This is a genomic window from Burkholderia sp. Bp9031, from assembly GCF_003857965.1.
In the GTDB taxonomy this organism is placed as follows: Bacteria; Pseudomonadota; Gammaproteobacteria; order Burkholderiales; family Burkholderiaceae; genus Burkholderia; species Burkholderia ambifaria_A.
Map to the genome: position 1 here is coordinate 1 of NZ_QTPW01000041.1, position 24,438 is coordinate 24,438.

Below are 24,438 nucleotides of genomic sequence, written 5' to 3' on the forward strand. Positions count from 1 at the left end.
AGATCTACACGTCGGTCGGCCTGCAGAAGCAGGGCAAGAACCTGTTCTACCGCGACCTGCTGCATCACCTGTCACATTCGAGCGACCGCTTCATCATCGCACCCGGGATCAAGGGTCTCGTGATGCTCGTGTTCACGCTGCCGTCGTTCCCGTACGTGTTCAAGATCATCAAGGATCACTTCCCGCCGCCGAAGGAAACGACGCGCGCGCAGATCATGGAGAAGTACCAGCTCGTGAAGCGCCACGATCGTCTCGGGCGGATGGCCGACACGCTCGAGTATTCGAGCGTCGCGCTGCCGATCTCGCGGCTCGACCATGCGCTCGTGCGCGAGCTGGAGAAGGAGGTGCCGTCGCTGCTCGAATACGAGGACGGCAACCTCGTGATCAAGCACCTGTACATCGAGCGCCGGATGACGCCGCTCAACCTGTACCTGCAGAACGGCAGCGACGCGGACGTCGAGCATGGCGTGAAGGAATACGGCAACGCGGTGAAGGAGCTGATGAAGGCGAACATCTTCCCCGGCGACATGCTGTACAAGAACTTCGGCGTCACGCGCCACGGCCGCGTCGTGTTCTACGACTACGACGAGATCGAGTACCTGACCGACTGCAACGTGCGGCGCGTGCCGCCGCCGCGCAACGAGGAAGACGAACTGTCCGGCGAACCGTGGTATACCGTCGGCCCGCACGACATCTTTCCGGAAACCTACGGACCGTTCCTGCTCGGCGACCCGCGCGTGCGGACGGTCTTCATGAAGCATCACGCGGACTTTTTCGAGCCTGCGCTGTGGCAGGCCAGCAAGGACAAGCTGCTGCAGGGCGAGTTGCCCGATTTTTACCCGTACGACGTGTCGCTTCGTTTCAGCGTGCGCTACCCCGCGCGCTTCGACGCGACACCGGACGCCGACGACGGCGCAGGCGACGCGCAGCGCGCCGCCTGACGCACGACCGGATCCGATCGAATCGAACCCGTTATCGACCCGCTTTCCGCCAACGGAATCCACACCGATGAATACCCAAGACAATCCGCTTTCGCACCTGTTCGACAACAACGACGCCTGGGTCAAGCGCCAGCTCGCCGACGATCCCGATTTCTTCGCGCGTCTCGCCGACCAGCAGGCGCCGGAATATCTGTGGATCGGCTGCTCGGATTCGCGCGTGCCTGCGAACCAGATCATCGGCCTGCCGCCGGGCGAAGTGTTCGTGCACCGTAACATCGCGAACGTCGTCGTGCACAGCGACCTGAATTGCCTGTCGGTGATTCAGTTCGCGGTCGACATCCTGCGCGTGAAGCACATCATGGTCGTCGGCCATTACGGCTGCTCGGGCGTGAACGCCGCGCTGCACAACCGCCGCGTCGGCCTCGCCGACAACTGGCTGCACCACGTGCAGGACGTGCGCGAACGCCACGCGGCGCTGCTCGACGAATGGCCGGTCGGCGAAGCCCGCTATCGCCGCCTGATCGAGCTGAACTCGATCGAGCAGGTCGTCAACGTGTGCCGCACGACGATCGTCAACGACGCGTGGGCGCGCGGCCAGTCGCTCACCGTGCACGGGCTCGTGTACGGCGTGCACGACGGGCGGATGCGCAACCTCGGGATGTCCGTGTCGAGCTTCGACGCGCTCGGCGAAACCTACAAGCGCTGCGTCGCGGCACTGACCGCGCGCGGCCAGCATGCGCCCGACAACGACATGGTCGCGGCGGATGCCGCGCGGCTCGAAGGCGTCGCGCAGGCGGTCGCCGACACGCTGAAGCCGTGCGGCGACGCGAAGTAACCGGCACCCACGCCGACGCGGCGCGCCGCACGCGCGCCGCGCGCCACCGGCCGAACACGCATCATGACGCCGCGCCGCGCCGCCAGCGTCGCATCGCCCGACCGATACGCTGCACGCATGCGGTAGCGCGACGACGGGCATCGAACTGATCTGACACCGGCACTGCCGCGACGGCAGTGCAACGCAAAGGAGCGGCGAACATGAAAACCGTACTGATCGTCGGCGCATCGCGCGGCTTGGGGCGCGAATTCGTCCGGCAATACCGGCGCGACGGCTGGAACGTGATCGCGACCGCGCGCGACGACGCGTCGCTCGCCGCGCTGCGCGAACTCGGCGCCCACGCGCATGCGCTCGACATCGCGCAGCCCGAACAGATCGCGGCGCTCGGCTGGAAGCTCGACGGCGAACGGCTCGACGCGGCCGTGCTCGTGTCGGGCGTGTACGGGCCGCGCACCGAAGGGGTCGAAACGATCAGCGCGGAGGATTTCGACGCGGTGATGCATACGAACGTGCGCGGGCCGATGCAGCTGCTGCCGATCCTGCTGCCGCTCGTCGAGGACGCGCGCGGCGTGCTGGCCGTCGTCTCGAGCCGGATGGGCAGCATCGCGGAGGCGACCGGCACGACCGGCTGGCTGTACCGCGCGAGCAAGGCTGCGCTGAACGACGTGCTGCGCATCGCGTCGCTGCAGACGCGCCACGCCGCATGCATCTCGCTGCATCCCGGCTGGGTGCGCACCGACATGGGTGGCGCGCAGGCCGCGATCGATCCGGAAACCAGCGTGGCCGGCATGCGCCGCGTGATCGCCGAAGCCGGCGCGGACATGTCGCAGGCCAACGGCCGTTTCTTCCAGTACGACGGTGTCGAGTTGAGCTGGTAAGCCGGCATGACAATTCGGCGTCGTTAATTCACGATTCGCATGATTTTGAACCGACCTGACGCGTGCCCGTGCGGCGGCGCGTCCCCCGTTCCTGCCGGCAAGGCCCCGCCACCGCGCTATGCGGCGTGCTGCGGCCGCTTCATCGACGGCGGCGAAGCCGCACCGACCGCGCTCGAGTTGATGCGCTCCCGGTATAGCGCATACGTGCTCGGCGCGACCGACTACCTGCGCGCGACCTGGGACGCGCGCACCTGCCCGGCCGATCTCGATGCCGACCCGAATGCGCCCGACGCGCCGCGCTGGCTCGGCCTCGCGGTCAAACGCCACGCGCCGCTCGACGAACGGCACGCGGAGGTCGAATTCGTGGCCCGCTACAAGGTCGGCGGGCGCGCGTACCGGCTCCACGAGACGAGTCGCTTCACTCGCGACGAGCACGGTTTCTGGCGCTATGTCGACGGCGATGTAAGTGAGCGCTGACAAATAGTTGCTGTGTCAGACGCCGGGTAATTCCCGCATTGCACAACCTGAATTTGTCGGGCTAGGATGGCCGTCAGATTAGTCATGTTGCATGGCAGGGCTTACGAATGGCGTTCACGTTCAGCAAGGTATTGGTGGGATGGATGGCGGCGTGCGCGCTGTCGGCCGCTCAGGCCGGTACGCCGCCGAACGCAAATGTCGGCGCAGCCGCGGCCGGCGGCTCGCTCGCGCATGCCGAGCGCTTCGATTACGGCAATTCGGGCCTCCCGCAGGTCGCCGCGAACCTCAACGAGCAAATCATCAGCATTCCGGCCGATGCTTCGGGCTCCGTGATGCTCGAGGCCACGCTGTTCAAGCCGAACGGCCCCGGCCCGTTTCCGCTCGTCGTCTTCAACCACGGCAAGAACACCGGCGATCTCCATCTGCAGCCGCGCAGCCGGCCGCTCGCGTTCGCGCGTGAATTCGTGCGCCGCGGCTACGCGGTGATCGCGCCGAACCGCCAGGGCTTCGCCGGGTCGGGCGGCACGTACCAGCAGGAAGGCTGCAACGTCGGCAAGAACGGCCTCGCGCAGGCCGCCGACGTCGCCGCGACGGTCCGCTACATGTCGCGTCAGTCGTACGTCGATGCGTCGCACATCGTCGTCGCCGGCACGTCGCACGGCGGCCTCGTGTCGGTCGCGTACGGCACCGAAGCGGCGCCCGGCGTGCGCGGCATCATCAACTTCTCCGGCGGGCTGCGCCAGGACCTCTGCGACGGCTGGCAGCGCAATCTCGTCGACGCGTTCGACCAGTACGGCGCGCATACGGCCGTGCGCTCGCTGTGGCTGTACGGCGACAACGATTCGGTGTGGACGCCCGCGCTCGTCGCGCAGATGCACGACGCGTACGTGTCGCACGGCACGCAGGCGCAGTTCATCGACTTCGGCCGCTACAAGGACGACGCGCACCGGCTGATCGTCGATCGGGACGGCGTGCCCGTATGGTGGCCGGCCGTGCATGCGTTCCTCGCGGAACTGAACCTGCCGACCTCGGTGCGTTATGCGGTCGCGAACCCGCACGAACCGAATGCGACCGGCTACGCGTCGATCGATGCGGTCGACGCGGTGCCGTTCCTCGACGAGGCCGGCCGCGAAGGCTATCGCCGCTTCCTGAGCCAGCATCCGAGCCGCGCGTTCGCGGTGTCCGCCGAAGGCGCGTGGTCGTGGGCCGAAGGCGGCGACGATCCGATGGCGCTCGCGCTCGACAACTGCACGAAGCAGGCCGCGGGCGCATGCCGGCTGTACGCGGTCAACGACCGCGTCGTGTGGAACGCGAACGCGACGCAGACGGCCGACAACGGCGACGCCGATACGCGCGCGCTGGCTTCACGCTGACGCGCGGGTCGCGACGCCCGGAGCGGGTGCTTCCCGCCCCCCTTCTCCTCTCCCTTTCCTGAACGCTCGCGCGGCCCGCAGCGGCGTTCGCATGCGCGTTCACCGGGTCATGCGAGCTGTCGAAGCGCGCCCCGCTCACGACGCCCCTGAAGCCTTTTCCCGGCGCCCTTCCTGATCCTCGGCCGCGCCCGATTCCGCACACCATTCGCTGCTCGCCGCATCCGTTGCGTCGCGCCTCGCGCCCCCTTTTCCTTTCCGCCCCGATTTTTGACCCGCGCACGCCCCACGGCCCGACGATTTTTTTCTGTCGGGGGTGTCACTCGAACGTCGTCATCTGCGGTCATTTCGATGCATCTGGCGCGTACCGTTCCGAGCACCCCGGATCTGCGCCGAACTCCCGTCCGACAAGGCTTTGCGGCGTTTGTAACCGGTAGTGCAACGTGCGGCGGAACACGCTAATCTCACCGCGTTTCCCGTCTGTCGCCGCGCGGCATCCCGTCCGATGCCCGCCGCCGTTTTACCCCCCGGAGTTGCCTTGAGTACGCCAGCCACCGACGACTGGGTCGCGCGCAGCCTGCGCGCGGTCTGGCATCCCTGCACCCAGATGAAGCACCACGAGCGCTTGCCGCTCATCCCCGTCGCGCGCGGCGCGGGCGTATGGCTGTACGATCGCGACGGCCGCCGCTACTTCGATGCGATCAGCTCGTGGTGGGTGAACCTGTTCGGCCATGCGAACCCGGACATCAACGCGGCACTGAAGGACCAGCTCGACACGCTCGAGCACGCGATGCTCGCCGGCTGCACGCACGAGCCGGCGATCGAACTCGCCGAGCGGCTGCATGCGCTCACCGCGCGCACGCTCGGCCATGCGTTCTTCGCGTCGGACGGCGCGTCGGCGGTCGAGATCGCGCTGAAGATGAGCTTCCACGCGTGGCGCAACCGCGGCCGCTCGGACAAGCGCGAATTCGTATGCGTCGCGAACAGCTACCACGGCGAGACCATCGGCGCGCTCGGCGTGACCGACGTCGCGCTGTTCAAGGATGCGTACGACCCGCTGATCCGCAACGCGCACGTGGTCGCGTCGCCCGATGCGCGCGGCGCGCTGCCGGGCGAGACGGCCGCCGATGTCGCGGGCCGCGCGCTCGACGATGTGCGGCGCCTGTTCGCCGAACGCGCGGACCGGATCGCCGCGCTGATCGTCGAGCCGCTCGTGCAATGCGCGGCCGGCATGGCGATGCACGATCCGTCGTACGTGCGCGGGCTGCGCGCGCTGTGCGACGAGTTCGGCGTGCACCTGATCGCCGACGAGATCGCGGTCGGCTGCGGCCGCACCGGCACCTTCTTCGCGTGCGAGCAGGCCGGCGTCTGGCCCGATTTCCTGTGCCTGTCGAAGGGCATCAGCGGCGGCTACCTGCCGCTGTCGCTCGTGCTCACGCGCGACGACGTGTTCGCGGCGTTCTACGACGACGACACGACGCGCGGCTTCCTGCATTCGCACTCGTACACCGGCAACCCGCTCGCGTGCCGCGCGGCGGTCGCGACGCTCGACCTGTTCGCGCGCGACGACGTGCTCGCCGGCAACGCGCGCAAATCGGCCGCGATGCGCGCCGCGCTCGCGCCGCTCGACGCGCACCCGCAGGTGCGCCACCTGCGCGAGCGCGGCACGCTGTTCGCCCTCGACGTCGCGCTCGACGGCGACGCGGCGCGCGGCTTCTCGCGGCGCTTCTTCGAGCGCGCGCTCGAACGCGAACTGCTGCTGCGCCCGATCGGCACGACCGTGTACCTGATGCCGCCGTACGTGATGAGCGATGACGACATCGCATGGCTCGCGCAACGCACGCGCGACACGCTGGATGCGACGCTCGCCGAGGGGGTGCGATGAAACGATCCTCGCCTGAAACGACCACGCCGCTGCTCGACACGCTGCAGCGCGGCTTAGCCGAACTCGATGCGCAGGGGCTGCGCCGCGTGCGCCGCACCGCCGACACCGCGTGCGACGCGCACATGCGCGTCGACGGCCGCGACATCGTCGGCTTCGCGAGCAACGACTATCTCGGCCTCGCCGCGCATCCGGCGCTCGTCGCCGCGTTCGCCGAAGGTGCGCAGCGCTACGGCTCCGGCAGCGGCGGCTCGCATCTGCTGGGCGGCCATTCGCGTGCGCACGCGACGCTCGAGGACGAGCTCGCCGGCTTCGCGGGCGGCTTCTCCGACGCGCCGCGCGCGCTGTACTTCAGCACCGGCTACATGGCGAACCTCGCCGCGATGACGGCGCTGACGGCCAGGCACGCGACGATCTTCTCCGATGCGCTGAACCACGCGTCGCTGATCGACGGAATCCGGCTGTCGCGCGCGAACGTGCAGGTCTACCCGCATGCGGACATGGCCGCGCTTGCCGCGCTGCTCGACGCGTCCGACGCCGACACGAAACTGATCGTCAGCGACACCGTGTTCAGCATGGACGGCGACATCGCGCCGCTCGCCGAACTCGTCGCGCTGGCCGAGCGCCACGGCGCGTGGCTCGTCGTCGACGACGCGCACGGCTTCGGCGTGCTCGGCCCGCAGGGTCGCGGCGCGCTCGCGGCCGCCGCGCTGCGCTCGCCGAACCTGATCTACGTCGGCACGCTCGGCAAGGCCGCCGGCGTCGCGGGCGCATTCGTCGTCGCGCACGAGACCGTGATCGAATGGATGATCCAGCGTGCGCGCAGCTACATCTTCACGACGGCCGCGCCGCCGGCCGTCGCGCATGCGGTATCGGCGAGCCTGAAGGTGATCGGCGGCGACGAAGGCGATGCGCGACGCGCGCACCTCGCCGCGCTGATCGAGCGCACGCGCACGCTGCTGCACACGACGCGCTGGCAACCAGTCGACTCGCACACGGCCGTGCAGCCGCTCGTGATCGGCAGCAACGACGCGACGCTCGCAGCGATGCGTTCGCTCGATGCGCACGGCCTGTGGGTACCGGCGATCCGGCCGCCGACGGTGCCCGTCGGCACGTCGCGGCTGCGGATCTCGCTGTCGGCCGCGCATTCGTTCGACGATCTCGCGCGGCTCGAAGCCGCACTGATCGAAGCCAGCGAGGCAGCAGCATGACCGCCCCGCTTTCCCTGTTCGTCACCGGCACCGACACCGAGATCGGCAAGACCTTCGTGTCGGCCGCGATGCTGCACGGCTTCGCGCGGCACGGCCTGCGTGCGGCCGCGCTGAAACCCGTCGCCGCCGGCGCGTATGAACGCGACGGCGTCTGGCGCAACGAGGACGCCGACCAGCTCGACGCGGCCGCGAACGTCGTGCTGCCGCCCGAGCTGCGCACGCCGTTCCTGCTGAAGGCGCCCGCCGCCCCGCACATCGTCGCCGCGCAGGAAGGCGTGACGCTCGACATCGACACGATCGTCGCAAGCCACCGCGAAGCGCTGACGCGTGCGGACGTCGTCGTCGTCGAAGGCGTCGGCGGCTTTCGCGTACCGCTCACCGACACGCAGGACACGGCCGATCTCGCGGTCGCGCTCGGCCTGCCTGTCGTGCTCGTCGTCGGCGTGCGGCTCGGCTGCATCAGCCACGCGCTGCTGACGGCCGACGCGATTCGCCAGCGCGGCCTCACGCTCGCCGGATGGGTCGCGAACCACGTCGACCCGGCCATGTCGTACGCCGACGAGAACGTCGCGACGATCCGCGACTGGCTCGCGCGCGAGCATCGCGCCCCGCTCCTCGGCCGCATCGCGCACCTGCGCCCGGCCGCCCCCGAATCCGCCGCGGCGATGCTCGACATCGCCGCGCTCGTCGATACGCTGCGCCGCGCGCAGCATTGACGCCCCGATCCCCGCATTCACGACAGGAAAACCACCATGACCCAAGCCCAGACCGCCGCCGTGCAACCCGACGCGATCCCCGTGGCCGCTCCGGCGCCGCAGCGCTGGCGCGTTGCCGACGTCGTCGCGCTGTTCGAGCTGCCGTTCAACGACCTGATGTTCCGCGCGCAGCAGGTGCATCGCGAGCATTTCGACGCGAACGCGGTGCAGCTGTCGACGCTGCTGTCGATCAAGACGGGCGGCTGCGAGGAGGATTGCGGCTACTGCTCGCAGTCGTCGCACCATGAAACGGGCCTGAAGGCCGAGAAGCTGATGGACGTCGACGCGGTGCTCGACGCGGCGCGCGCGGCGAAGGCGAACGGCGCGAGCCGCTTCTGCATGGGCGCCGCATGGCGCAACCCGAAGGAGCGCCACATGCCGGCGCTGACCGAGATGGTGCGCGGCGTGAAGGAGCTGGGCCTCGAGACCTGCATGACGCTCGGCATGCTCGAGGACGAGCAGGCGCAGCAGCTCGCCACTGCGGGCCTCGACTACTACAACCACAACCTCGACACGTCGCCGGAGTTCTACGGCCAGGTGATCTCGACGCGCACGTACCAGGATCGTCTCGACACGCTCGACCGCGTGCGCGATGCGGGCATCAACGTGTGCTGCGGCGGCATCATCGGGATGGGCGAATCGCGCCGCGAACGCGCGGGCCTGATCTCGCAGCTCGCGAACCTGAACCCGTATCCGGAATCGGTGCCGATCAACAACCTCGTCGCGATCGAAGGCACGCCGCTCGAAGGCACCGCGCCGCTCGACCCGTTCGAGTTCGTGCGCACGATCGCGGTCGCGCGCATCACGATGCCGAAGGCCGTCGTGCGCCTGTCGGCCGGCCGCGAGCAGCTCGACGACGCAATGCAGGCAATGTGCTTCCTCGCAGGCGCGAACTCGATGTTCTACGGCGACCAGCTGCTGACGACGAGCAACCCGCAAACGCAGCGCGACCGCGCACTGTTCGAGCGCCTCGGCATCCGCGCGAGCCAGGCCGACGCACTGGCGGAGAACGCGTAAGCGGCGCTATCGCACTCAGCGTGCAAACGAAAAAGCCGGGGCGTGCCCCGGCTTTTTTTCGCCCGATCGTCTGCGCCGGGTTGCGCTGCGCGTTGCGAATCGCGATCTTCCCGGCGCGCCAGCACACGCCGCCGAGCCCATCGATCGCGTCCGCGCCGGCGCGCGGCTGCTTCAGCGTGCGCGTCACACGTGCGCCGCCGCGCCGTCGAGCGCCGCGCGCACGCGCTCGACGCGCGGTCCGTCGACGGGTGCCAGCACCTCGCCGCGCGGCCGCACACCCGAGCCGAAATGCACCGCGCGCACGCCAGTCGCGCGAACGAAATCGCCGACCGCATCGATCGTGAGCCCCGAGCCGGCCAGCACCGTGCAGGTCGAGCCGGCCGCCTGCCGCACCAGCCGCGTGATCGTCGCGACGGCGTCGAGCACCGACGGATGGCCGCCCGACGTCAGCACCGACGTGACGGCCGGCACGCGCAGCAGCGCGTCGAACGCGGCGTTGAGGTCGCGCGACACGTCGAACGCGCGATGGAACGTCAGGTCGCGCCCGCCCGCGGCGGCGGCGATGCGCTCGAGCGCGGCGAGATCGACGTCGCCGCGCGCATCGAGTGCCCCGAACACGACACCGTTCGCGCCGGCCGCGACGGCCGCGCGCACGTCGCGCTCGATCACGCGCAGGTCGTCGGCGTCGTAGACGAACGAGCGGCTGTGTGGGCGCACGATCACGTTGACCGGAATCGGCACGGCGGCCACGACGGCCTCGATCAGGCCGGCGCTCGGCGTGAGCCCGCCTTCGGTGATCGCGGTCACGAGCTCGAGGCGGTCGGCGCCCGCGCGGGCGGCGGCCTTCGCGTCGCCGACGGTCGTGGCGATCACCTCGAGGAGGACGGAGGATGCGGCGGTTCGGTTCATCGGCGGCTCGCGAATCGTCAGGACAATTCGCGCATCCTAGTCGAGCGCCGTGAACGGCGCCAGCACGACGCCCGCGCTATGCGCCGTCGGCCTCCTCGTCCGTCCAGTCGATATCGCCGCACAGCACGTGCTGCGCATCGCCGATGCGCACGGCCACCGACAGCGTCACGCACGGCTGCGCCTCGTTGATCGACAGGTATGGGCGCGTCACCTGCACGCGCCCGGGCTCGGCGATCGCCGTGCGGAAATACGGCCGGCGCAGCCAGTTCGCGCCCTGCGCATCCGACAGCGGCGAGAAGCGCGCCTCGGCGAGCGCGCGGTCCGCCCGCAGCACGACGTTGCGGCCCGCCTGGCGGCCCCGCGCGTCGAGCAGGAAGCAGCGCGCGGCGGCGTCGAGCGCGAGGAAATTCCAGCACACCTCGTCGAGCGGCTCGCCGGCCGCCAGCCGCTCGGCCGCGCGCTTGAACGCACGCAGGTACGGGGCGAGCCGCTGCGTGTCGCGTCGCTCGCGCGCTTCGGTCTGCTCACGAAAGCGTTCGGTCAGCTCGCCGATGCAGCCGGTCGCCGTCGCGCTGTCGGGCAGCCCGGGCGCCGGCCGGCCGAAGAAATAGCCCTGCACGAAATCGGCCTCGCACGACAGCGCGATCTGCGCGTCGTGCTCGGTCTCGATCCCTTCGACGAGCACGAGCTTGCCGGCCTCGTGCAGCAGCGTGACGAGCCCGTGAAGGATCGCGGTGAGCCCCGTGCGGTGCGCCGCGTGGGACAGCATGATCCGGTCGAGCTTCACGATGTCCGGGTTCAGCTGCCAGATCCGCTCGAGATTCGAGTGGCCGGCACCGAAATCGTCGAGCGCGATCAGGAAGCCCTGCGCGCGGAATTCCCGCACGGCGTCGGCGAGCCGCTCGACGTCGTCGGCGCGCTGTTCGAGCACTTCGAGCACGATGCGGCGCGGCGGCATGCCGATCCGCTTCAGGTTCGCGAGCAGCGCGGCGGCCTGGAACGGATCGGTGAGCACGCCCGGATGCACGTTGAGGAACAGCCACTCGCGCTCGGCGCCGAGCAACGCGAAGTTCTCGAGATGCAGCGCCTGCGCGAGCCGGTCGAGCTGCAGCAGCTCGCCCCGGCGCGCGGCCTCGCCGAACACGTCGAGCGGCGACACCGCGCGGTCGAGCGCGTCATGCGCGCGCAACAGCGCCTCGTAGCCCACCGCACGCTGGTGCGACAGGCTGAAGATCGGCTGGAATACGGTCGTGAGCGTCAGGTCGCGGTGCCGCGTCACCAGGCGTTCGAGGCCGGAGCTCATCTCCCGCTCGAAACGATACGGCGACGCGGTGGCCGGGCGCTCCTGCTGCACGATCGTCATGGCTCCCTCCTGGTGGTGCGGCCGAACGCGGCGGGTGTTCGGGATGGCGCGCGCAATGTCATGTTCGAATCCTCGGATGTCCGGCCGGTGCCGGACGGTACGCAAGCATCAAGCAAGCTCCGTGCAAGGGCTGAACACCTGCGCCGCGCCAACGTGCAGCACCGCCGCACCAGCGTGGCGCAGACACCACGCACCGTTTGCGTGCATACGCACCGGCGCACTCGAGCGCAGCCGTCGCGCCGTCACGCTAAACTCCGGACGATCGTTTCATTCTCCACAATTGCCGTATCGATGGAAATCGTCTTCACAGTCCTGATCCTGCTGCTCGCCGTCGCGCTGTCCGGCGCGGTCACGCGCCTGCTGCCGTTGCGGCTTCCGCTGCCGCTCATGCAGATCGCGTTCGGCGCGATGCTCGCGTGGCCGAAGCTGAACCTGCACGTCACGTTCGATCCCGAAATCTTCATGCTGCTGTTCATTCCGCCGCTGCTGTTCGCGGACGGCTGGCGGATTCCGAAACGCGAGCTGTACCTGCAGCGCCGCGCGATCCTGATGCTCGCGTTCGGACTCGTGTTCATGACGGTACTCGCGGTCGGTTACTTCGCGCACTGGCTGATACCCGAGTTGCCGCTGCCCATCGCGTTCGCGCTCGCGGCCGTGCTGTCGCCCACCGACGCGGTCGCGCTGTCGGGCATCGCCGGCCGTGGCAGGATTCCGCCGCAGCTGATGCACATCCTCGAAGGCGAGGCGCTGATGAACGACGCGTCGGGCCTCGTCGCGCTGAAATTCGCGGTCGCGGCTGCGCTCACGGGCATGTTCTCGCTGCGCGACGCGTCGATCACGTTCGTGATCGTCGCCGCCGGCGGGCTGGCGACGGGCGCGATCGTGGCGTGGCTGTTCAGCGCGCTGTCGACGCGCTTCCTGAATGCCGAGCAGGAAGGCGATCCGGCTCCCGGCATCGTGATGACGCTGCTCGTGCCGTTCGCCGCCTATCTGTTCGCCGAGCACCTCGACCTGTCGGGCGTGCTCGCGGCCGTGTCGGCCGGGATGATGATGAACTACACGAGCTTCTCCCGCAAAAGCACCGTCGCATCGCGCGTGCGGGCCGAAAGCACGTGGGCGCTGATCGAGTTCGTGTTCAACGGCATGGTGTTCATCATGCTCGGGCTGCAGCTGCCGCACATCATCGGCCGCGCGCTGGTCGACGCACACCGCACGAGCGACGCGCTCGTCGGCCGGATGATCTTCAACGTATGCGCGATGATGCTCGCGCTGTATGCGATCCGCTTCCTGTGGGTCTGGCTGCTGCGCCGGATCGCAAGCCGCCGCGCCGCGCGCCACGGCCTCGCGGGCACGATGGCCGGCGTGCGCACGATCGCGGTGATGACGGTGGGCGGCGTGCGCGGCGCGGTCACGCTCGCGGGCGTGCTGTCGATCCCCGTCGCGCTGTCCGACGGCGCGCCGCTGCCCGGGCGCGACACCGCGATCTTCGTCGCATCGGCGGTGATTCTCGGTTCGCTGGTCGTCGCGGTGATCGGCCTGCCGCTGCTGCTGCGCGGCGTGCGCTCGACGCGCAACCCGCTCGCCGACGAGGAGCGCACCGCGCGCGCGGCCGCCGCGCAGGCCGCGATCCGCGCGATCGACTCGTCGCACGACGCGATCTCGGCCGATCTCGACGAATCGGGCGCCGCACGCTGCGCGGACATCTCCGCGCGCGTGATGGACCATTATCGCCGCCGCCTCGCCGCGCTCGCCGAGGACGGCCCGACGCCGCGCGCGCAAGCGAAGCAGACCGAAACGATGGAACTGCAGATGCGGATCGCGGCGGTGCGCGCGGAACGTTCGGTGCTCTATCGGCTGCGCAGCGAAAGCAGGATTTCCGACGAGACGCTGACGAAGCTGATCCGCGAGATCGACCTGTCGGAAACGGCGCTGTCGACGCGCAAGAGAGGGATCATCTGAGCGGCTGCGCCGCGCTGCGATGGCACGGCTTCCCGATGAAAAAACGGCGACGCGCGGGCGTCGCCGTTTTCACATCCGCGCGTGTTCGCGTTACTTCGCGACGACGACCGGAATGCCCTTCAGCATCCCCGCGCCCTTCATCTCGTCGAGCGCGTGCTGCACGGCCGCGCTCGTCGCCGCGTCGATGCCGAGTTGCAGCGCGAGCTCGCGTTCCGCACGCTTCACGCCCGCGAGGTTGCGCACCTTCACGTGACCGAAGCCGCGCACGCGGGCGTGCAGGTCGGCCAGCTGCGTGACCTGCGCAGCATTGCCGGCGGTCGTCGCCGCGAGCGCGCGCGTGAGCGTCGTCTCGTAGTCGTCCGCGAGCGCGCGCTCCATCCTGCGCTCGGCCGTGCGGCCGAACGGATCGAGCCACGTGCCGCGCAGGCTGCGCACGCGCGCGAGCGTGCCGAGCACCGGCCACATCCACTGGCCGAACACGCGCTTCTTCGGCGCGCCGCCATCGCTGCCAGCCTTCGCGACCGTCGGCGGCGCAAGGTTGAACTTCACGCGATAGTCCTGCCCCGGCACGCCTTCGAACTGCGCTTCGAGCGCCGTGCGGAACGCGCCGTCCGCATACAGCCGCGCCACCTCGTATTCGTCCTTCACCGCGAGCAGCCGGTAGAACGTCGTCGCGACCGCGCGTGTCAGCGCATCGTCGCCCTTCGCGCGCGCCGCGTTCACCAGCGCCCGGTAGCGCTCGACGTAGCGCGCGCCGCCGTATGCGTCGAGCCGCGTTTCGCGATCGGCGACGAGTTCGGCGAGCGTCTGCGGCGCGACCGGCGCGGCCGCCGTATGGCGTGCGTTCCACAATGCATCGAGGCCCGCCGCGTCGCCGGCCGCCATCCGGCCGATCGCGAACGCGAGCTTGTTCATCGGCACCGCGACGTTGTTCAGCTCGATCGCGCGCATCATCGCGGCGTGCGACACCGGCACGAGGCCAAGCTGCCACGCGTAGCCGAGCATCAGGATGTTCGCGCCGATCGAGTCGCCGAGGAATTTCGCGGCGAGCGCCTGCGCGTCGCAGCTCGACAGGTAGCCGTCGCCGGCCGCGTGATGCATCTTCTCGAGCAGCGCATCCGCGTGCAGGTCCGCGTCGGGGTTCTGCACGAACGACGCGTTCGGGATCCGGTGCGTATTGACGACGATGCGCGTACGCTCGTGACGCACCGTCTGCAGTGCCTCGGCGCTGGCGCCGACGACCATGTCGCACGCGAGCAGCACGTCGGCCTGCTGCGTGTCGATGCGCACCTGGTTCAGCCACCGGTCGCTCGACGCGATCCGCACGAACGACAGCACCGAGCCGCCCTTCTGCGCAAAGCCCATGAAGTCGAGCACCGACGCACTCTTGCCTTCGAGGTGCGCGGCCATGCTGATCAGCGCGCCAACCGTCACGACGCCCGTGCCACCGACACCCGTCACGAGCATGTCGTACGGCGCCGCGTCGAGATGCGTCGCCGGCACCGGCAGCGCGTCGACGCGCACGGCGAGCGCCGCCTCGTCGAATGCCGCGCCCGCGGCCTTCTTCAGCGCCGCGCCTTCGACCGTCACGAAGCTCGGGCAGAAGCCGTTCACGCACGAGTAGTCCTTGTTGCACGACGACTGGTCGATGCGGCGCTTGCGGCCGAGCGGCGTTTCGAGCGGCTCGACCGACAGGCAGTTCGACTGCACGCCGCAGTCGCCGCAGCCTTCGCACACCGCGTCGTTGATGAACAGGCGCTTGTCCGGGTCGGGGAACTCGCCCTTCTTGCGGCGGCGGCGCTTCTCGGCCGCACAGGTCTGGTCGTAGATCAGCACGGTGACACCCGGCGTCTCGCGCAGCTCGCGCTGCACCGTGTCGAGTTCGCTGCGGTGATGGAACGTCGTGCCGGGCGGGAACTGCCCGTGATGGCCTTCGTACTTCTCCGGTTCGTCGGACACCACGACGAAGCGCGACACGCCTTCCGCCTCGACCTGCCGCGCGATCTGCGGCACCGAGATGCTGCCGTCGACCGGCTGGCCGCCCGTCATCGCGACCGCATCGTTGTAGAGGATCTTGTACGTGATGTTCGTCTTCGCGGCGACCGCCTGGCGGATCGCGAGGATGCCCGAGTGGAAGTAGGTGCCGTCGCCGAGGTTCTGGAACACGTGCTTCGTGTTGGTGAACATCGCGTGCGCGGCCCAATCGACGCCCTCGCCGCCCATCTGGATCAGGCCCGTCGTATCGCGCTCCATCCACGACGCCATGAAGTGGCAGCCGATGCCGGCCTGCGCGATCGAGCCTTCCGGCACCTTCGTCGACGTGTTGTGCGGGCAGCCCGAGCAGAAGTACGGCGTGCGCTTCACCGCGTCGGCTTCGTTCGACAGGATTTGCGGCGCGACGAGATCGACGACGCGTTCGCGGCGATCGAGTGCCGGCTTGTGCCGCGCAAGCCATTCGGCGAACACCGGCAGGATCCGCGACGGGCGCAGTTCGCCGAGCTCGGACAGCAGGCACGCGCCCGCCGCATCGTGCTTGCCGAGCACGCGCGGGCGCGCGCCGTCCGCGCGGTTGTACAGGTAGTCCTTGATCTGCTGCTCGATGACGGGGCCCTTCTCCTCGATCACGAGCACTTCCGCCAGCCCGTCGACGAAGGTCTCGATGCGTGTCATCTCGAGCGGGTACGACAGGCCGACCTTGTAGATCCGTATGCCGGCCGCATCGAGATCGGCGACCGTCAGGTCGAGACGGCGCAGCGCTTCCATCAGGTCCAGGTGCGCCTTGCCGCAGGTGACGATCCCGACGTTCGCCTGCGCGCTCGGCGCGATCCACTTGTCGATGCTGTTGGTGCGCGCGAAATGGCGCACCGCGTCGAGCTTCGCGGCGAGGCGCGCCTCGATCGTGAGGCTCGGCAGGTCGGGCCAGCGATTGTGCAGGCCGCCCGCCGGCGGCGTGAAACCTGCCGGCGCCGGCCATTGCGTCTGCAGCGCGTCGAGGTCGACGGTCGAGCCCGACTCGACGGTCTCCGAGATCGCCTTGAAGCCGACCCATGCGCCCGAGTAGCGCGACAGCGCCCAGCCGTACAGGCCGAACTCGAGCATGTCCGCGATGTTCGACGGGTTCACGACCGGCATGTGCCACGCGATCATCGCGAAGTCGCTCTGATGCGGCATCGAAGACGACACGCAGCCATGGTCGTCGCCCGCTACCACCAGCACGCCGCCGTGCGGCGACGAACCGTACGCGTTGCCGTGCTTCAGCGCGTCGCCGGCGCGGTCGACGCCGGGACCCTTGCCGTACCACATCGCGTACACGCCATCGACGGTGCGTTCGGGGTCGGCTTCCACGCGCTGCGTGCCGAGCACCGCGGTGCCGCCGAGTTCCTCGTTGATCGCGGGCAGGAAGCGCACGCTGCTGCCGTCGAGCAGTTTCTTCGCCTTCCACAGCTGCTGGTCGACCATGCCGAGCGGCGAGCCGCGGTAGCCGCTGACGAAGCCGGCGGTGTTGAGCCCCTGCGCGGTGTCGGACGCGCGCTGCATCAGCAGCAGGCGGACCAGCGCCTGCGTGCCGGTCAGGAAGATCCGGCCGCGCGTGGCGGTCAGGTTGTCGGTCAGGCGGTAGTCGGATAGAGCGGGCGTGCCGTCGACGGGCAGGCGGGCGGTCATGGGGATGTCTCCTGATTGTGCTGTTCTGGGCCGCGCACCGAGGCGTCGGGCGACGCCGGCCGGGCGTTCGGTTGGATGGCTCTATTTTTTCGCGGGGAGACGAGAAAGTTTTTTCTCATCTTGCTCGGGCGGCCTCGGAGCGAGAAAAACTGCGCAGGTTTCGGGCGGGAATTGAGAGAGTTTTCGCGCGAGGTGTTGCGCGGCGGTTGGACGTGTGTCGGGATGGGTCGGTGAGGTGCCTCGAAATGGCGGGGATGGGCAGGAGGCGAGCCGCGGGCGCGGCCGCAGGCGCTCGCCGCCCGTGCGACAAGGGTTTGGGCCAGGGAACGGGCGCGTGCTCACCTTTCGGATGCACAGCGTTGGGATTGGTCGCGAGCGCGGGATGTCCACAATGCCGGGGGCTGCGGGCAGAGCCTGCAGGTGCGCTCACCGTTCGATTGCACAGGGTTTCGAGTTGCGTCGGGCGCCGGATGTCCACACTGCAATCGGTCCGCAGTTCCAGCGGATTCCGACATTCACCATCGAAATCCACAGCGCGAAGAGTCGGTGTCGGCAGAAGATATCCACACCGTCGGATCCCTGCCTCGTCGATGCGACGTGCGCACTCACCTTTCCGATGCACAGGATTGCAAGTCGATCGGGCGGCACGATATCCACATCTCGGTCGCCCCGCCTCGCAACGTTCCGGCGCGCTGGCACGGGTGTGGATATCGCCCCCCGCGGACACGCGAAACCCTGTGAGTTTCGACGGCGAGCATCGGCACGCGACCCAACAAGGACGCCGATTCGGGTGTGGACAGATCGATCAGCGACGACTCGAAACGCTGTGAATTTCGATGGTGAGCGACGGCACGACGATCAAGCGAGGGCGCCGATTCGGGGGCGAATCCCCCGACCGACGACGACGCAAAACACTGTGAATGCCAACGGTGAGCAACGGCAAGACGATCGAGCGAGGGCATCGATTCGGGTGTGGACAGCTCGATCCATGGCCACTCGAAACGCTGTGAAATTCGACGGTGAGCGTGGGCGTGATATTGCCCGAAGGCGCCGATTCGGCGTGAACAGCGGCGCCCGCAACCCCTCGGCGACCCGCGCATCCTGATTCGCGCAGACGCGGCCGATCCTCATGCACGCGCCCTCACCGCTGGAATACACAGCACGTCGATTGGTTTCGTTGACCGGATATCCACATCGGAGCGTGGGCTCGAATGGAACGCGCAATCGCGAGTGCGGTTAGAATGCGCGACCCTCGAAACCGTGTCGACGATCGGAAACGGGCGCGCGAGCCGACACATGGGCCGAGCGGCCGCCGACGCTCACCATTGAAATACACAGCGATTCGAGTGAATTCGGCGACAAGATATCCACACCGCGATACGCTTGCGGCTCTATCGCCGATTCGCGCATGCCGTTAGAATGCGCGGCGCCGCGAATCGTGCACGATGCCCGGAAGTCCGCACCAGGCAAGCCTCACGGGCAATCGGCCGCCGACGCTCACCCTTCGAAAGCACAGCATTTTTCGTCGTTGGGAGTGGCGGTTGTCCACACGCTGCATCGCGCATGCGGCCGCATGTGGTCGCTCTCACCGGTGAAAGGCACAGCGTGTCGAGTGATTTGGGGCCGGGATATCCACAACCGGCGCCGCGCGGAAGTTCGCCGCCGGCGCATCGGCAACGCCGGCTCAAGCACCTGCCCGCGACCGGTGTCGAATGCCGGGAAGCCCCGTGGATTCAGCCTCCGGCCGCACACTCACCGTTCGCATACACAGTGTTTCGAGTGGGCGGACGGGCCGGTTGTCCACATTCACTCCGCCACGGGAGACACCCGCAAGCACCGTCACTCGGCAATCGACCGGATGATCCGCGCCGGGTTTCCGCCAACCAGCGTATCCGGCGGAACGTCGTGTGTCACGACGGAACCCGCGCCGATGACCGCGTTCTCGCCGACCGTCACGCCACCGATGATCGTCGCGCCCGCGCCGATCCACACATTGCTCCCGATCGCGATCGGCCGGCCGACGACGAAGTCGCGTCGGCGGGACGGCTCGACCGGATGGCCCGACGTGATGAGGCTGACGTTCGGCCCGATCATGACGTCATCGCCAATGTCGAGGCCGCCGAGGTCATGGAACGTGCAGTTCTGGTTGACGAACACGTTGCGGCCGATCCGCGTATCGGCGCCGCCCGTCGCATAGAACGGCGGGATCAGCAGGAAGCCGTCGTCCATCGGCCTGCCGACCAGTTCTCCGAACAATGCCCGGACTTCGTCCGCGTCGTCGAACGTCAGACGGTTGAGCCGGGCGATGATTGCCATCGCCCGCTTGAGCTCGGCGCGCATCGCGGCCGATTCCGGCGTGCGCCGGGGAATGATCGTGGTGCGATCGTCGTGCGCCATTCGTTGCTGTTCTCCATGTGCGATCGAACCGGCATGCAACGCATGACGGCACCGCCCGATTCGCCGCATGCGAATCGCATGGCCTTGAATTCGATCATTCGGGCGACCCGCGCGGGCGATCCGATTTTTCGCGTTTCGCGGGCTGCCGACGATCATCGTCCGGGCTCGTGCGGCTGGCCGCCGACACTGCTGCTGCGAAGCCGACAGGACAGTGTAGCCGCGCTCACTTCAGCCGAGCATAGGCACCTCAATTAATAACTAGTTAATCTATAACTAGTTTAATCATGAATTACCGTCGCATCTGGCTTTGCGGGAAATTCTCCGACCATTTCCATCCTGCCGAACGCACGCGTCCCGCCGCGCCGCCATCAAGCCAACTATCCGCCGCTTTCGCCGCGCGCCCCTGTCCGAACCGCTTGCGCTCGGGTACGCTTGAGCATCCACCGAACCGACACGCACACCCATACGCGGAGGCGCGATGAAGCTCTACTACTGGCCGAAAACCCGGGCATTCCGGGCACTGTGGATGCTGGAGGAAATCGGCGCCGTCTACGAGCTCGTGCCGATCGACCTGCGTTCGCACGAACAGGGCAGCGACGCGTTCGTCCAGGTCAATCCGATGGCCAAGCTGCCCGCACTCGACGACGGCAGCGAACCGTTCGCCGAATCCGGCGCCGTGCTGCTCTATCTCGCCGATCGCTGCCCGGGTGCCCGCCTCGGTATCGCACCCGACGATCCGCTTCGCGGCCGCTTCCTGCAATGGATGTTCTTCACGCCCACCTGCCTCGAGCCAGCGATGGCCGAGAAATTCACCGGCGCGTCGGGCAATCCGGTCGCCTTCGGCTGGGGCAACATCACGCGCGTGCAGCGAGCGCTCGCGCAAACGCTCGCCCACAGCCGCTGGCTCGTCGGCGACCGCTTCACCGCGGCCGACCTGCTGCTCGCCAGCACGCTGAAGATCGCGTTCGACGCGCACCTGCTGCCGCACGAAGGCGTGCTCGGCGACTATGTCGCGCGCGCCGAGGACCGCGACGGTCACCGCCGCGCGGTGGCGGTCGAACAACGCGAGGCGGCGCGCCTGCTGCATGCGTGATGCGTGAAGGCGCGGCAGCCGGCCGGGGCGGCCGCGCCCGACGGCCGGCGCCCGTTTGCGCCGTTTGCGCCGTTCGCCACCGTCATGCAGCCGGCCCGGGCGCCTGCACCGCCGTGCTCGGCTCAAGCACCGCACCCGGCGAACCGCGTTCGTCGGTATCGGCATCCACCGGCACGACCTCGTGAAAATGCGTGTAGTCGATGTGCGTGATGCCGCCTTCCTCATGCATCAGGTCGACATAGCGGTGACGCCAGCGGATGTCCGCATGCGTCCACGAGTAGCGCGCCTGCATGACCTGCGCGGTCGTCTCGTCGTAGCCCTCGATCGTGATCAGCAGCGACGCGTCGCGCGCGGCCAGCGATTCGGCCGTCTCGCCGAACAGCGGGCTCGTTTCGTCGATCACGTGCATCAGGTTCCAGCCGAGCAGGAAGATCGGATGCTCGTTGCGCACGAGCGGCAGATCGTGAATCTTGCGCAGCGTATAACCCTCGTGCGTGCCTTCGACGCGCATCAGCCGCAGTTTCGCCTGCGCTTCGGCGATCACGTTCTGGCGCGCATTCGCGGCGCGCACCATCAGCGTCATCCTCCCGTTCAGCGGGCGCACGACCGCATGACGTGCGAACAGGATCTTCGCCTGCGGCCGCGAAAACCGCGCGAACACGAGGCCGGTCGCCAGCGCGATGCCCGACATCCCGATGAAGATCTCGAACGTCGCGACGAGGTGCGCGTAGACGGTCTGCGGATGCATGTCGCCGTAGCCGACCGTCGCGAGCGTCTCGACGCTGAAGAAGAACGCACCGGCGAACCCTGCCGGCGACTGGTTCGCGATCGGCGCGTGGCCCAGCAGGTAGAGCGTCGCGAAGCCGCCGTTGAGCAGCAGGAACAGGATCGCGAGCGACAGGAAGAACACGGGCCAGCTCACCGTCAACGCACGGTGATAAAGATCGCGCCAGCCGAGCGGCGGCATTCCGTACGCGATGACGGAGCGGGTGCCCGACCAGATCTTGCGGCCGCGGCGACGGAAAGTTGGGGAGGACGAATCGACGTTCATCGCGCGAGGCCTGAAGCAGGGAGGCGATGAGCGTAGCACGCGAAGGCGGCGGCCGGGAATGCACGGCGATGCGGAGCGGACCGCCGCGTGCGGCGAGAAAAAACCGGCCACATGGGCGGCCGGCCGTGCGGTCATCCCGCCTGCACGCGCGCGGCGTGCGACGTGATTACTTGCGGTCGACGATCACGCGGTCGAACGTGCCGCCGTCGGCGAAGTGGGTTTTCTGCGCGTTCGCCCAACTGCCGAAAACCTGCTCGACGCTGAACGTCTTCAGCGGCTTGAACTCCGCCGCGTGCTTCTTCAGCACGTTCGCATCGCGCGGGCGCAGATGGTGCTGCGCGATGATCTCCTGCGCCTGCGGCGTGTACAGGTAGTCGAGATACGCCTGCGCGACCTTGCGCGTGCCCTTCTTGTCGACGACCCTGGCGACGACGGCGACGGGCGGTTCCGCGAGAATGCTCGCCGACGGGTACACGGCGTCGAATTCCGCGCCCGACGCGCCCGTGTCCATCAGCGCGACTTCATTCTCGAACGTGACGAGCACGTCGCCGATGCCGCGCTGCGTGAAGGTCGTCGTCGCGCCGCGGCCGCCCGAGTCCAGCACCGGCACGTTGCGGAAGATCGCCTTCTCGAAATCGAGCGCCTGCTGGTCGGTCGCGCCCTTCTGCTTCTGGTAGCCCCACGCGGCGAGATATGCGTAGCGGCCGTTGCCCGACGTCTTCGGGTTCGCGATGATCACCTGCACGCCCGGCTTCGCGAGATCGCTCCAGTCCTTGATCGCCTTCGGATTGCCCTTGCGCACGAGGAACACCATCGTCGTCGAGTACGGCGAGCTGCTGTCGGGAAAGCGCGCGCGCCAGTCCTTCGGCAGCAACTGACCGCGCTCGGCGAGCAGGTCGATGTCGTTCGGCTGGTTCATCGTCACGACGTCGGCCTGCAGCCCCTGCAGCACCGACAGCGCCTGCGCGCTCGACGCGCCGTGCGACTGCTTGATCGTCACGGTTTCGCCGGTCTGCTGCTTGTAGGTGGCGGCGAAGCTCGCGTTGATGTCCTTGTACAGTTCGCGCGTCACGTCGTACGACACGTTCAGGATCGACGTGTCCGCGTGCGCGGCCGTTGCCGCCACGACGAGCGCCGCCGCCGCGCCCGTGTGCAGCCAGCGACCGATCCCCTTGATGCTTGCCATCGTGATATGCCCCGTTTCCAGTGGTGATGAATGTGCGTGACGGCGCGCGTACGCGCTGTCATCGAAACGTAAGCGGGCATTCTAGCGGCCGGGCGCGGCGCGCTTTCCAATCTGTCCTGCAAAGCAAATCTTGAATCCTGCTAAACGGCGCGCGCCCCTCGCGCGGGCGCCGGATCCGGTGTTAAGATCGCCGCTCAGCCCTTTTCACTGTTCCTCCATGTCCGCTGCCCTGCGCTCGCCCTCGATCCTTGCCGCCATCGCGGCAGGTGCGCGCGCGGCCGGGCTGAAACTGAAAAAACGACTCCTCGACTGACGGGGACGTCGCGTCCCGTCAGGCGAATGCCGGACGGGATGCACGCAGGTCGTTTCTTTCTCCTTGCTCGCACGCCTCGCTCCGGCACACCGCCGGCGGAACGGTTCCTTCCCACTCCGTTTCCACCATGAGGCTTTGCATGCACACACGTTTCGAAGGTATCTGGCTGCCGCTCATCACGCCGTTCCACGACGGCGAGGTCGACCACAGCGCACTCGCGCGGCTCGCGCATCACTACGCGGCGGCGGGCATCGCGGGTTTCGTCGCGGGCGCGACGACCGGTGAAGGCGTCCTGCTCGACGCGCGCGAACAGGACGCCGTGTTCGCGACGCTGCGTGATGCGGTGCCCGGCCTGCCGATCGTCGTCGGGCTCACCGCGAGCGCGACGCACTTCGCGGCGGCCCGCGCACGCGAACTCGCCGCGCTGCGGCCCGACGGGCTGCTCGTCACGCCGCCCGTCTACGTTCGGCCCACGCAGGACGGCATCCGCCGCCACGTCGAAGCGATCGTCGACGCGGCCGACCTGCCGGTCCTCGTCTACAACATCCCGTACCGCACCGGCGTGAACGTCGAACTGGAGACGCTGCAGGCGCTTGCGCGCGACCCGCGCGTCGCGGGCATCAAGGAATGCGGCGGTACGCTCGACCGGATGAGCCGGCTCGTGCACGACACGCCGCTCGCGATCCTCTCCGGCGACGACAACCAGAACTTCGCCGCGCTGTGTGCCGGCGCGCATGGCGCGATCGCCAGCAGCGCGCACGTGCTGCCCGAATGGCACGTGCGCATTCACGCGCTGCTGCGCGACGGCCGCCTCGCCGACGCGCGGCGGCTGTCGGTCGCGCTGCAGCCGCTGGTTGCCGCGCTGTTCGCGGAGCCGAATCCGGCACCGGTGAAGGCGGTGCTGGCCGCGCAGGGATGGTGCGAGGACGGGTTGCGGCTACCGTTCGTGCCGGCGAGCGAAGGGTTGCGGGAGCGGCTGGCCGCCCTGCTGGCCACGCTCGGTGCAATCGCCCGGGACATCGAGGTCGCGTAGGCCGGGACGCGACACGCGGCTCGGACATCAGGCGAATCTTCGCCCAAACTGTTTCAAACCGTCAGAACGACGGACAGGCCGTAACGCGCAAACATGCCGAGCCGC

At 68.6% G+C, this 24,438-nt stretch carries 18 protein-coding genes; 12 read left to right on the forward strand and 6 right to left on the reverse strand.

All coding sequences use genetic code 11. The annotated features are described in order from the left end of the window. The 9 genes from aceK to bioB form a co-directional block, all read left to right on the forward strand. Nucleotides 1-941 (forward strand): bifunctional isocitrate dehydrogenase kinase/phosphatase (gene aceK / locus DIE15_RS32845; protein ID WP_124835481.1); only part of this gene is annotated, 941 nt, incomplete at its 5' end. Between the two features lie 67 nt (nt 942-1,008). Further along, the gene (gene can, locus DIE15_RS32850) at nt 1,009-1,776 is read left to right on the forward strand and encodes a carbonate dehydratase (protein WP_057928582.1); all 768 of its coding nucleotides are present in this window, start codon (nt 1,009-1,011) and stop codon (nt 1,774-1,776) included. A gap of 200 nt (nt 1,777-1,976) precedes the next feature. Next, entirely contained in the window at nt 1,977-2,654 is a 678-nt protein-coding gene (locus tag DIE15_RS32855; RefSeq protein ID WP_057928639.1) for an SDR family oxidoreductase, read from the forward strand. Nucleotides 2,655-2,693: 39 nt separating this feature from the next. Then, nucleotides 2,694-3,131: a YchJ family protein gene (locus tag DIE15_RS32860; RefSeq protein WP_057928583.1), complete on the forward strand. Its 438-nt coding sequence runs from the start codon at nt 2,694-2,696 to the stop codon at nt 3,129-3,131. Between the two features lie 107 nt (nt 3,132-3,238). Further along, nucleotides 3,239-4,504: a dienelactone hydrolase family protein gene (locus DIE15_RS32865; RefSeq protein ID WP_124835482.1), complete on the forward strand. Its 1,266-nt coding sequence runs from the start codon at nt 3,239-3,241 to the stop codon at nt 4,502-4,504. 535 nt (nt 4,505-5,039) lie between these two features. After that, nucleotides 5,040-6,386 (forward strand): adenosylmethionine--8-amino-7-oxononanoate transaminase, encoded by a 1,347-nt coding sequence (gene bioA, locus DIE15_RS32875; protein WP_124835484.1) that lies wholly within the window; start codon nt 5,040-5,042, stop codon nt 6,384-6,386. Next, entirely contained in the window at nt 6,383-7,594 is a 1,212-nt protein-coding gene (gene bioF, locus DIE15_RS32880) for an 8-amino-7-oxononanoate synthase (protein ID WP_124835485.1), read from the forward strand. Before bioA ends, bioF begins: the two co-directional genes overlap by 4 nt. Then, nucleotides 7,591-8,310 carry a dethiobiotin synthase gene (gene bioD / locus DIE15_RS32885; RefSeq protein WP_124835486.1) on the forward strand — a complete coding sequence of 240 codons (720 nt, stop codon included), beginning with the start codon at nt 7,591-7,593 and terminating at the stop codon, nt 8,308-8,310. Before bioF ends, bioD begins: the two co-directional genes overlap by 4 nt. Before the next feature lie 36 nt (nt 8,311-8,346). Continuing rightward, nucleotides 8,347-9,366 carry a biotin synthase BioB gene (bioB, locus tag DIE15_RS32890; protein ID WP_124835487.1) on the forward strand — a complete coding sequence of 340 codons (1,020 nt, stop codon included), beginning with the start codon at nt 8,347-8,349 and terminating at the stop codon, nt 9,364-9,366. Nucleotides 9,367-9,549: 183 nt separating this feature from the next. On the opposite strand, the gene DIE15_RS32895 is transcribed toward bioB, so the two are convergent. Together DIE15_RS32895 and DIE15_RS32900 are read right to left on the reverse strand one after the other, a co-directional pair. Next, on the reverse strand, nt 9,550-10,275 hold the full coding sequence (locus DIE15_RS32895) for a copper homeostasis protein CutC (protein ID WP_057928589.1): 726 nt from the start codon (nt 10,273-10,275) through the stop codon (nt 9,550-9,552). Between the two features lie 76 nt (nt 10,276-10,351). Further along, complete coding sequence (locus DIE15_RS32900) at nt 10,352-11,638, reverse strand: EAL domain-containing protein (protein WP_124835488.1); 1,287 nt, start codon at nt 11,636-11,638, stop codon at nt 10,352-10,354. Between the two features lie 291 nt (nt 11,639-11,929). Between DIE15_RS32900 and DIE15_RS32905 the strand changes: the two genes are divergently transcribed. After that, nucleotides 11,930-13,597, forward strand: coding sequence for a Na+/H+ antiporter (locus tag DIE15_RS32905; RefSeq protein ID WP_057928591.1), 1,668 nt, complete (start codon nt 11,930-11,932; stop codon nt 13,595-13,597). 90 nt (nt 13,598-13,687) lie between these two features. Here the strand turns inward: DIE15_RS32905 and DIE15_RS32910 are convergent, their stop codons facing one another. Together DIE15_RS32910 and DIE15_RS32920 are read right to left on the reverse strand one after the other, a co-directional pair. Further along, on the reverse strand, nt 13,688-17,260 hold the full coding sequence (locus tag DIE15_RS32910) for an indolepyruvate ferredoxin oxidoreductase family protein (RefSeq protein WP_124835489.1): 3,573 nt from the start codon (nt 17,258-17,260) through the stop codon (nt 13,688-13,690). Between the two features lie 1,839 nt (nt 17,261-19,099). Continuing rightward, entirely contained in the window at nt 19,100-19,657 is a 558-nt protein-coding gene (locus tag DIE15_RS32920) for a sugar O-acetyltransferase (RefSeq protein ID WP_124835491.1), read from the reverse strand. 478 nt (nt 19,658-20,135) lie between these two features. On the opposite strand from DIE15_RS32920, the gene DIE15_RS32925 reads away from it, so the two are divergent. Then, nucleotides 20,136-20,750 carry a glutathione S-transferase family protein gene (locus DIE15_RS32925; protein ID WP_057928595.1) on the forward strand — a complete coding sequence of 205 codons (615 nt, stop codon included), beginning with the start codon at nt 20,136-20,138 and terminating at the stop codon, nt 20,748-20,750. A gap of 82 nt (nt 20,751-20,832) precedes the next feature. Here DIE15_RS32925 and DIE15_RS32930 read toward each other — a convergent pair whose 3' ends face one another. Then, complete coding sequence (locus DIE15_RS32930; protein ID WP_124835492.1) at nt 20,833-21,801, reverse strand: ion channel; 969 nt, start codon at nt 21,799-21,801, stop codon at nt 20,833-20,835. Between the two features lie 166 nt (nt 21,802-21,967). Beyond that, a complete protein-coding gene (locus DIE15_RS32935) occupies nt 21,968-22,987 on the reverse strand; it encodes a sulfate ABC transporter substrate-binding protein (RefSeq protein ID WP_057928597.1) in 1,020 nt (339 codons plus the stop codon). Nucleotides 22,988-23,439: 452 nt separating this feature from the next. Here DIE15_RS32935 and dapA point away from each other — a divergent pair, with 452 nt between their 5' ends. Then, nucleotides 23,440-24,333 carry a 4-hydroxy-tetrahydrodipicolinate synthase gene (dapA, locus tag DIE15_RS32945; protein WP_124835493.1) on the forward strand — a complete coding sequence of 298 codons (894 nt, stop codon included), beginning with the start codon at nt 23,440-23,442 and terminating at the stop codon, nt 24,331-24,333. Nucleotides 24,334-24,438 lie beyond the last annotated feature (105 nt).